This is a genomic window from Pseudothioclava arenosa (genome assembly GCF_002358085.1).
GTDB classification, from domain to species: domain Bacteria; phylum Pseudomonadota; class Alphaproteobacteria; order Rhodobacterales; family Rhodobacteraceae; genus Pseudothioclava; species Pseudothioclava arenosa.
The window spans coordinates 139,364-148,611 of sequence record NZ_NTJD01000007.1 but is presented as its reverse complement, the minus strand read 5'-3'; the positions used below and the strand labels follow the sequence as shown (position 1 = coordinate 148,611).

Here is a 9,248-nt window from a genome sequence, read left to right as displayed (position 1 = left end):
CTCAACGGACATGGCCGATATGGTGCATCTGATCAAACTCTGCGTGGGCGCTGAAAAGGTCGAAGACCTGATCCAGTGGCAGGCAAGCCGCTATGGCACGGGGCCGGCAATGCATGTCACCCGGATGACCCCGAAACGCGCCGAAGACATACTGGCGGGCGGGTCGCTTTACTGGGTGTTCAAGGGCGTGGTGCTGGCACGCCAGCGCATCCTCGCCCTCGACGAGGTGATGGGCGCCGACGGCATTCCACGCTGCGCCATCGTCCTCGACCGCGCCGTGGTCCGCACCGAGGCCCTGCCCCGCCGCCCGTTCCAAGGCTGGCGCTACCTCAAGCCCGAAGACGCCCCGCGCGACCTGCCAAAACTGCGCGAGCGCGAAGACCCGCTGCCGCGCGACCTGATCAGCGCCTTCTCCGAACTCGGCCTGCGCTGACCCCCGCTTTCATTTTGCCGGAAATATCCTCGGGGGTCCGGGGGCAGACAGCCCCCGGCGTGACGGCTCAGCGCAGGATCGGCGGTTTTGCCGGGTCCATCCCCGGCATCGAGGGCTTCAGCTCCTGCACCTCTTCCTCGACCCGCTCGGGCAGATGCAGCACCAGCGCCTTCGCCAGAAGCACCTCGGCCGCCGGGTTGCCCTCCTCCAGGAAGGTCACGTCCAGCTCGCCCGCATCCAGCCCCGAGAAGGCCAGCGCCTCGGCCATCGCCTTGGCGATCCCGGGCCGCGCAGCTTCGGGCGCGCCAAGAAAGGCCAGCACGTGGCCGCGATGCCCGTCGTCATAGACCACCCCGCCCAGCAGCGCATGGCTCGCCAGCCCCGCGAGCTGCTCGAATTTCGCCTCGAAGGCGGGCAGCAACAGGCCAAGGATCGCCGGCGGCAGGGCAGGCGCCTCGAAGCTTGCCGGCCGGGCCGAGCGCGCCTCGGGCGTATGCGTCAGCGTCTCGGTCAGCCATTCCATCGCCTCGGGCGGCAACAGCATCGCCGAGGCCGCCACGCCGAGATTGACGCCAAGCCCCACGCCCTCGCCCACCAGATGCTGCGCGATCACCCGGCCCGGCAGCGCGGCATAGGGCATCGGCTCATCGACGAATTCCGCCAGCCGCTCTTCCAGATCGAAGGCCAGCACGAAATCGCCCTCCTCGCTCGAGAACAGCTGCGGGCGGATGTTTTCGTCCTCGGGCTCCTCTTCGAGCAACAGGTACAGCTCGGCATCGGCCAGCCGGTCATAAACCGCCAGGCGCAGCGCCTCGTTCTCGGGATCGGCTTCCATCGCGGCATGGGCGCGGTCATAGGGCGTCATCGCAAAACCTCCTTCACCCGGGCGCGCAGGGCCGGCAGCAGATCGGCCTCGAACCACGGGTTGCGTTTGAGCCATCCCGTATTGCGCCAGGACGGATGAGGCAAGGGAAACACGCCCGGCGCGCGCATTCGCCACTGCGAAACCGTCTCGGTCACATTGCGCGCGCCCAGATGCCAGCGCTGCGCGGCCCCGCCCACCAGCAAGGTCAGCGCGTGCGACCCCATCTCGGCCATCACCCGCGCCCGCCATGTCTGCGCGCAAAGAGGCGGCGGCGGCAGGTCGGCGCCCTTCGCATCATAACCCGGAAAGCAAAACGCCATCGGCACGATCGCAATCCGGTCGCGGTCATAGAACTGGTCTTCGCCAACCCCCATCCATCCCCGCAGCCGGTCCCCCGAAGGGTCGGTGAAGGGCCGCCCCGAGGCATGCACCCGCGCGCCCGGCGCCTGCCCCACGATCAGCACCCTTGCCCCAGGCCGGAACCAGACCACCGGGCGCGGCACATGCGCCGTCGCGGTGGCGGCGAACCGCTCGGCGCACAGCCGGCAGGCCTCGATCTCGGTCGCAAGCGTCACGCGCGCCCCTTATCCATTACAACTTTGTCACCTGGCCGCGTCAGGCCTAGTGAAACCGGGCTTTTGCCCATATTATGCCGACAACGAAAAAATGAAGGCCCTTTGTTAAGGTTTCTCTGCCAGCCTGCAGGGTGGCACGCTAAGGGCGGAGGCAAAACGGGCAGGAGCCAACGGCGGGAATGCTGGAGTTCACCAATGTCAGCAAGTCCTTCTGGACGGGAAAGCAGCGCAAGGTCATCCTTGATCGCGCCAGCTTCCGCGTCGAGCTCGGGCAATCGCTCGGCATCCTCGCCCCCAATGGCACCGGCAAGACCACGCTGATCAACATGATGGCGGGGCTGGAGAAACCCGACGAGGGCGAAATCCGCAAGACCTGCCGCGTCTCCTTCCCGCTCGGCTTCATGGGCGGCGTCGTGCCGAAACATACCGCGCGCGAGAACGCGCGGTTCATCGCGCGGCTCTACGGGCTCGACCCCGATTACGTCGAGGCTTTCTGTCGCTGGCTCTGCGGCCTCGAGGAATATTTCGACCAGCCGATCGGCGTCTACAGCTCCGGTATGAAGTCGCGCTTCACTTTTTCCCTCTTGTTGGCGCTGGAATTCGACATCTATCTGATCGACGAGGGCATGCCGGCCACCACCGATGTGGAGTTCAACCGCAAGGCCGGCGCGATCCTGCGCGAACGGCTGCAAAGCACCACCGTGATCGTGGTCTCGCACCAGGCTGCGACACTTGAGAAATTCTGCCGAAGGGCCGCGGTGCTGCGCAACGGGCAGCTCCACATGTTCGACACTCTGGAAGAAGCGAAACGGATGTATGACTACTCCTAAGGCCACCAAATACCGGATCCGTCGCACCAGCACGCCTGCGCCCGCCAAGGCGCCCACGGCTCCGCCCGCCGCACCGAGCGAGCCGCCGGCTCAAGTGCAGCCCGCCAATTCCACCGAGATGCCCTTTACCATGCCGCATGACGATGGCTTCGGCCCGGGCCTCTTTCCAACCGCACAAGCCCCGGAGCCGGAAACCACGACCGCCCCGGACGGGCTGGCCGCCGAGGTCGAGGCGGTGCGCGCCGAAGGCCTGACCGGGCGCCAGCTGCGCCTTGCGCGACGGCTCGCGCAAAAGAACGGCATCGAGGCGAGCTCGGATTTCGAGGCCGTCGCGCTGTTGCGCCGCAGGGGGATCGACCCGTTCGAACGCGGCAGCATCCTCTCGGTCGTGCGCGGCGCGAAAGAAGAAAAAGGCTCGCGTGCGCTGGCCCGGGTCGAGAAAGCCGCTGCTGTGCCGCAAACCACGCAGCCCGGCCAATTCAGCCCCGGCGACTACCTTTCGCCCGACCAGTCCGCCCGTGAAATCATTGCCATTCAGCGCGACATCGCCCGCCGCCGCCGCCGCAAGCTGACGCTTCTGGCGGTGCGTCTGGCGTTTTTCGTGTTCCTGCCGACGCTGATCGCGGGCTGGTATTACTTTGCCGTCGCGACGCCCCTTTACGCCACCAAGAGCGAATTCGTGATCCAGAAGGCCGATGGCATGGGCGGCTCGGGACTGGGCGGATTGTTCTCGGGCACACAGCTCGCCACCGCGCAGGATTCGATCACCGTGCAGAGCTACCTGCAATCGCGCCAGGCGATGCTGCGGCTCGACGAGGATCAGGGGTTCAAGGCGCATTTCCAGGAAGACCGGATCGACCCGCTCAAGCGCCTGCCCACCAATGCCACCAACGAAGAGGCCTTCAAGCTGTATCGTGACATGGTCCAGATCGGATACGACCCCTCCGAGGGGATCGTCCGGATGGAGGTGATCGCAGCCGATCCGGAGTTGTCGCGCAGCTTCTCGGAATCGCTGATTTCCTACGCCGAGGAACAGGTCGATAACCTGACCCAGCGCCTGCGCGGCGACCAGATGCAGGGCGCGCGCGAGAATTACGACGACGCCGAAGCCAAGGTCTTTGCCGCTCAGGCGAAGGTGCTGCACCTGCAGGAACAGGTCGGCATCCTCGATCCGGTTTCGGAAACCAGCTCGGTGATGGGGCAGGTTTCAGGCTTTGAGACGCAGTTGCAGCAGAAGAAACTGGAGCTGGGCCAGCTGCTCGATAACCCGCGCCCGAACGAGGCGCGCGTAGCAGGCGTGCGCGGCGAGATCCAGCGGCTCGAACAGCTGATCGCCGAGCTGCGCGCCCAGCTTACCACCAGCACCGGCCCCGCGGGCGAGTCGCTCGCCTCGGTCACCGGCCAGCTGCGCCTTGCCGAGGCCGAACTGGAAACCCGCCAGATGCTCTTGGCCGCTGCCGCCGAGCAGGTCGAAAGCTCGCGGATCGAGGCCAACAAGCAGGTGCGCTACCTTGAGATGGGCGTGAGCCCGATCGCCCCCGACGAACCCACCTATCCGCGCGCATTCGAGAACACGCTGTTGGCTTTCCTGATCTTCTCGGGCATCTATCTGATGCTGTCGCTGACCGCCTCGATCCTGCGCGAACAGGTCGCGAGCTGACGACCGGAGGAAAAGATGAAAGACGTGAAAATCGGCGGCCTGACCGTCGGCAATGACCGCCCGCTGACCGTGATCGCCGGCCCCTGCCAGCTGGAGACCGAGGCGCATGCACTGATGATCGCCACCGAGATGGCCCGCGCCTGCGCGCAGGCCGGGGCGCAGTTCATCTTCAAGGCCAGCTACGACAAGGCCAACCGCACCAGCCTGAAAGGCAAGCGCGGCATCGGCATCGAAGCCGGGTTGCGGGTGCTGGAAAAAGTGCGCGCCGAACTGGGCTGCCCGGTGCTGACCGACGTCCACGACATCGAACAGACCCGCGCCGCGGCCGAAGTGGTCGACGTCCTGCAGATCCCCGCCTTCCTCTGCCGCCAGACCGACCTGCTTCTGGCCGCGGGCGAGACGGGCAAGGCCGTGAACGTGAAAAAGGGCCAGTTCCTCGCGCCCTGGGACATGCCCAATGTCGCCGCCAAGGTCGCCTCGACCGGCAACGAGAACATCCTGCTGACCGAGCGCGGCACCTCGTTCGGCTACAACACGCTGGTCGCCGACATGCGCGGCCTGCCCGAGATGATGAAAACCGGCTACCCGGTAATCATGGACGCGACCCATTCGGTGCAGCAACCGGGTGGTCAGGGCGGCTCTTCGGGCGGGCAACGCGAATTCGCGCCGGTGATGGCGCGCTGCGCCGTGGCGCTCGGCATCGCGGGTGTATTCATCGAAACCCACGAGGCGCCCGACACCGCGCCGTCGGACGGGCCCAACATGATCCCGCTCGACCAGATGCCGAAGCTGATCGAAACGCTGATGGAATTCGACCGCCTCGCCAAGGACAACCCGATCCGCCTGTGACACCTTCGGGACGCCTCCGGCGGGCGTATTTGGGCCAAGAAGAAACCTGCAGGGGCGTTCCTCCCCACCCTTTCTTCTTGGTGAAAATACGCCGGGGTCCGGGGCAGAGCCCCGGCGCCCGTCAGGCCACCTGCCCGGCGGCCCAGCCCGACGCCCAGGCCCATTGGAAGTTGTATCCGCCCAGCCAGCCGGTCACATCGACGACCTCACCCACAAAATAGAGCCCCGGCACCTGTCGCGCCTCCATCGTTCGGGCGTCGAGTGCGGCGGTTGAAACGCCGCCCAGCGTGACCTCGGCGGTGCGATAGCCCTCAGATCCGACCGGGCGCACCTGCCAGCGATGAATACGGTCTCCGATCAGGGCGAGCGACTTATTGCCATGATCGGCGAGCCGCCCCGCGATGCCAAGCTCGGCGCAGATCCCGGCCGCGAGCTTGTCCGGCAAGAGCCGTCCCAACGCATTATGCGTCGCGAGTTTGCCACCCTGCTGGCGGATCTCGGCCAGCTCGGCAGCGATGTCGCGCCCCGGCGCAAGGTCGATCTCAAGCGTATGGCCTTCGCGCCAATAACTGGAAATCTGCAGGATCGCCGGCCCCGAGAGGCCGCGATGGGTAAACAGAAGCGCCTCGTCGAAGACCGTCTTGCCGTGGCGCACACGAGCATCGCGCGCAATGCCCGAGAGCGGCGCGCATTGCGCGAGGTCTTGTTCGGCAAAGGTCAGCGGCACCAGCGCGGGGCGCGTTTCTATAAGCGGCAGACCGAATTGTTCCGCCAGCCGATAGCCGAAGCCCGTGGCGCCCATCTTGGGAATCGACTTGCCGCCGGTCGCCACCACGAGGCTGGCCGTCAGAATCTCCCCCTGGCTGGTCGAGACCAGATAGGCCTCGCCATCGCGCTGCACGGCCTCGATCTCGGTGCCGAGCCAAAGATGCCCTCCGCCCGCCCGCAGATCGTCCAGGAGCATCTCGGTGATCTGGGTCGCCTTGCCATCGCAAAACAACTGCCCGAGGTGCTTCTCGTGCCAGGCGATGCCCGCACGATCGACCCGCGCGATGAAATCGGCCGGCGTGAAGCGCGACAGCGCCGAAAGCGCAAAGCGCGGATTTTCCGAGAGGAATCGTTCGGTCGCGTTCTGGCGGGTCAGGTCACGGTTGGTGAAATTGCACCGCCCGCCCCCCGAGATGCGAATCTTCTCGCCCGGATGCGCGGCATGATCGAGCACCAGCACCCGGCGCCCCCGCCGTGCCGCCTCGGCCGCCGCCATCAAACCGGCCGCCCCCGCGCCCAGCACCAGAACATCAACTTTTTCCATGCTGCCTGCCTTAGCCCCCCCGCCCGGAGAAGAGCAACGAAATTCGTGTGATTTTCCCCTTGAAGCCGCCCGCCGCCTTGGCTAAACACCGCCCCACGTTGGGGCGTAGCCAAGTGGTAAGGCACCGGTTTTTGGTACCGCGCACCGTAGGTTCGAATCCTACCGCCCCAGCCACTCAAAATTTCCATTTATTTTCAATGACTTGCGAAACAGGCGTCGCGCCGTGTGTTACAGTCGCGTGTGTGTAGCACGTGGCTTTTTAGCCCGTAAACGACTCACAAATGCCGAATACGCATCTAGGTCTCGAAACGGAAAGAGGGCAGGGCCGCGAAGCCCCGCCCTCTAGACCAAAGTTCGGCACCGCGCAGCCAGAGAATAGCCGCCGTGCCGTCTGGGGGTTTTCGGATGCCCTCCGCGCACTCGCCCAGTAATCGCAGCCCGCTTCGCGACGTTGGTGCGTCACCGGGGCGGGCCAGCCCCGCATGCCCGACTGCAATGCTTCCCAGAGGTCGCGCCCCTGCCAGACGTGGATTTCATCAGCGAGAATGAAGGTCGGGGTCGTGCCGTGCTGCGCGCGTCCATCCGAGGAAACGGCTTTCAACACCGAGCCGTCGCGGGTGCTTTTGACCGCCTTCGGGGCGTTGTGCGCGTCGTAGATGCGCGAGACCGCCTCAAGGCGCTTGTCCTGGCGGATGATCTCGGCAGCTTCCCGAAAGCCGATGCCCGCCTGTTCCCGATCCGAAGCCGCAAAGATGATCTGCCCCGCAGGCACCCGCTCAGGCCCGAAGAGGTGCAGAAGCGCCAGCGCCGCCGCCAGCGAGGTCTTCCGGTTGCCCCGAGGGATCATCAGGAAGACCGTCTTGACCACGCGCGAGCCGTCCGCGTTGCGCGGGCCGTAGATGCGCCGAACGATGCGCTCCTGCCACGGCGCGAGCTGGAAGGCGCGCTTGGGTGCTGTGCTGGCCGGGTGACGCAGGCGGCGCAGGAACTGCACCGCGCGCTCGCCATGCCCGAGCGGGTCGGGAATGGGCGAGTTGTCCATGACCCAAGCCGGATAGGTGCCCCCCTTGACAGGGCACTTCATGTTTGGTTTCTCGGCGCTACTCATTGTTTCATATGGAAAAATCATGACTGCAAAGAAGCGTTACCTGCTTACTGTGGCTGCCGTTCTGGTCTTCTTCGGCCTGATACTCAACCTGCCCGCCCTATCTGGAGACTCTGCGATTGCTGGCGCGAAAATTTCAGAGGGCGTTGGGCTGGGCATCAGCGTTTTGATCATGAGCTGCATCGGACTGGCATATCGCAAAGACAAGCCAAAGGGCTTCATGGTTGCCGCCGTAATTATTTCAGCTCTCCTGATCATTCAGAGGTTCGCACTGCCGATAAGCTAAACATTCAACGGATCGTCGTCCTCTTCGGGTGCCACAGGACCAGCAAGTCCGATCCGCGCCCGAGAGGTCGGCGTGAGGCCGTATTCGCTCGCGAGCTGGCGCGCGGTCTGCGCCGCCCGGTTCCACACCCCAAACAGCTTCGGGTCGATCAGACCGCCCGCGCGTTGCTCTTCGATCTGCCGACAGATACCTACCGCCGAGCAATACGCCTCCACGCCCGCAAGGTCGGCGCGGGTGAGGATTCTACGGGCGATCAACTGCGGAAAAATCCTTTTCCACTCGGCCTTTGCATGGGCCGCGAGGTAGGTCGGCGCGGGTGGCGCTTTCGTCAGCGCCTCGGTGTCAGCAGAGAGCGCTGGCTTGATGCCTCGTTGATGCACGCTCATGCTGCCACCGCCAGCGCAGGCGCACTAAAGTTCGCCTCATAGGTCGCCCGCATGAACCCCATAGGCGTGACGCTGCGCGCGTTCGCCCGGTCGCGGCCTTTCCCGGCCATGTCGCGGATAACGTTCATCTGGGCAGGACCGGGAAGCGATGCCCTCGGCGGCATGACGAACCCGCCGCCCGTCCAGAGGCAGGTTTTCTTGGTGTAATGCTCAGACGGCGCGAGCTGGGAATAGTCGCACGGGTCGAAAGTGTGATCGGGCTTGCGCCAGTAGGTGCTGATCGTGCTGCGCGGGTTCTCGATCAGGTAAGGCACTTCGAAGAACTCGGCCCACTCGGCGGCGATGGCGAACAACTCGATTGCATCCGAGAGCGCATGTAGCCCCTTACCCTTGAACCAGCGCGCGCCAGAGGTCGCCAGATCATCGCACGGCGGGAAGGCCGCGAAGAACCGGCAGCGCTCCACCATGTCGCGCGTCGGCTTCCAGCGCCGTGCGTCGGCCTGAACGAAATGCACGTTGCCCACGCTGCGGTTGCCGGGGTGTTGAATGTCAATGCAGTAGCAATCCCACCCCGCAGCCGCGAACGGCTCGGCGGATTTGCCCGACAACTCATAGAGGAAGATGGCGACGGGCTTCATGCTGCCACCGCCCGCAGATCAAGGCCACGCCTGCGCCCGATCTCGGCAATCGCGACGATGTTCCACGCCTTGCCGTTGTGCAGGATGCGATCTGCCACGCTCACGCCCGGAAGCCAGCGGATCAGAAACACCGCATTGTTGCTCACGCCTTCGCCATAGGTCGTCAGGAATTCCGAGATACCCGCCTGACGCAGCTCGGCCCGCCCGGTCGCGTAGGTCTCCCATTCGCCCGACACGGCACCCGAGGCCGCAACGGTCTCGGTCATGCGTTGCAGCTCGATACGGTTTTGAAGTTTTCCAGACTGCATG

Annotated in this window: 11 protein-coding genes, 1 tRNA gene and 1 pseudogene; 6 read left to right on the top strand and 7 right to left on the bottom strand. The window is 65.2% G+C overall.

Annotated elements, in window-relative coordinates:
* Positions 1 to 10 precede the first annotated feature (10 nt).
* The gene (locus tag CLN94_RS10510) at positions 11 to 433 is read left to right on the top strand and encodes a DUF1489 family protein (RefSeq protein WP_096433895.1); all 423 of its coding nucleotides are present in this window, start codon (positions 11 to 13) and stop codon (positions 431 to 433) included.
* 67 nt (positions 434 to 500) lie between these two features.
* On the opposite strand, the gene CLN94_RS10505 is transcribed toward CLN94_RS10510, so the two are convergent.
* Positions 501 to 1,298 (bottom strand): SseB family protein, encoded by a 798-nt coding sequence (locus CLN94_RS10505; protein WP_096433894.1) that lies wholly within the window; start codon positions 1,296 to 1,298, stop codon positions 501 to 503.
* The gene (locus CLN94_RS10500; RefSeq protein ID WP_096433893.1) at positions 1,295 to 1,873 is read right to left on the bottom strand and encodes a uracil-DNA glycosylase family protein; all 579 of its coding nucleotides are present in this window, start codon (positions 1,871 to 1,873) and stop codon (positions 1,295 to 1,297) included. Before CLN94_RS10500 ends, CLN94_RS10505 begins: the two co-directional genes overlap by 4 nt.
* 179 nt (positions 1,874 to 2,052) lie before the next feature.
* On the opposite strand from CLN94_RS10500, the gene CLN94_RS10495 reads away from it, so the two are divergent.
* Genes CLN94_RS10495 through kdsA form a run of 3 tightly spaced genes read left to right on the top strand, consistent with a single transcriptional unit; the run spans position 2,053 to position 5,212 of the window.
* A complete protein-coding gene (locus CLN94_RS10495) occupies positions 2,053 to 2,703 on the top strand; it encodes an ABC transporter ATP-binding protein (RefSeq protein WP_096433892.1) in 651 nt (216 codons plus the stop codon).
* Positions 2,690 to 4,363, top strand: a complete 1,674-nt coding sequence (locus CLN94_RS10490; RefSeq protein ID WP_096433891.1) for a KpsE/RkpR family capsule polysaccharide export protein — start codon at positions 2,690 to 2,692, stop codon at positions 4,361 to 4,363. The genes CLN94_RS10495 and CLN94_RS10490 overlap by 14 nt, the downstream gene beginning before the upstream one ends.
* Before the next feature lie 15 nt (positions 4,364 to 4,378).
* Positions 4,379 to 5,212: a 3-deoxy-8-phosphooctulonate synthase gene (gene kdsA, locus CLN94_RS10485; protein WP_096433890.1), complete on the top strand. Its 834-nt coding sequence runs from the start codon at positions 4,379 to 4,381 to the stop codon at positions 5,210 to 5,212.
* Between the two features lie 121 nt (positions 5,213 to 5,333).
* Here the strand turns inward: kdsA and CLN94_RS10480 are convergent.
* Positions 5,334 to 6,545: pseudogene (locus CLN94_RS10480) on the bottom strand (BaiN/RdsA family NAD(P)/FAD-dependent oxidoreductase); the annotation flags it as partial.
* 78 nt (positions 6,546 to 6,623) lie between these two features.
* Here CLN94_RS10480 and CLN94_RS10475 point away from each other — a divergent pair.
* Positions 6,624 to 6,698: transfer RNA gene (locus tag CLN94_RS10475), tRNA-Gln, on the top strand.
* An 85-nt stretch (positions 6,699 to 6,783) separates the two neighbouring features.
* Here the strand turns inward: CLN94_RS10475 and CLN94_RS10470 are convergent.
* On the bottom strand, positions 6,784 to 7,566 hold the full coding sequence (locus tag CLN94_RS10470) for a terminase large subunit domain-containing protein (RefSeq protein WP_245845198.1): 783 nt from the start codon (positions 7,564 to 7,566) through the stop codon (positions 6,784 to 6,786).
* Between the two features lie 40 nt (positions 7,567 to 7,606).
* On the opposite strand from CLN94_RS10470, the gene CLN94_RS10465 reads away from it, so the two are divergent.
* On the top strand, positions 7,607 to 7,915 hold the full coding sequence (locus CLN94_RS10465) for a hypothetical protein (RefSeq protein ID WP_143598909.1): 309 nt from the start codon (positions 7,607 to 7,609) through the stop codon (positions 7,913 to 7,915).
* On the opposite strand, the gene CLN94_RS10460 is transcribed toward CLN94_RS10465, so the two are convergent.
* From CLN94_RS10460 to CLN94_RS10450, 3 genes are read right to left on the bottom strand one after another with little or no spacing between them, the layout of a single operon-like run.
* A complete protein-coding gene (locus CLN94_RS10460; protein ID WP_096433887.1) occupies positions 7,912 to 8,301 on the bottom strand; it encodes a phage terminase small subunit P27 family in 390 nt (129 codons plus the stop codon). The genes CLN94_RS10465 and CLN94_RS10460 overlap by 4 nt on opposite strands.
* Positions 8,298 to 8,939: a hypothetical protein gene (locus tag CLN94_RS10455; protein WP_096433886.1), complete on the bottom strand. Its 642-nt coding sequence runs from the start codon at positions 8,937 to 8,939 to the stop codon at positions 8,298 to 8,300. Before CLN94_RS10455 ends, CLN94_RS10460 begins: the two co-directional genes overlap by 4 nt.
* Positions 8,936 to 9,247 (bottom strand): phage head closure protein, encoded by a 312-nt coding sequence (locus tag CLN94_RS10450; RefSeq protein ID WP_143598908.1) that lies wholly within the window; start codon positions 9,245 to 9,247, stop codon positions 8,936 to 8,938. The genes CLN94_RS10455 and CLN94_RS10450 overlap by 4 nt, the downstream gene beginning before the upstream one ends.
* Position 9,248: the final 1 nt, after the last annotated feature.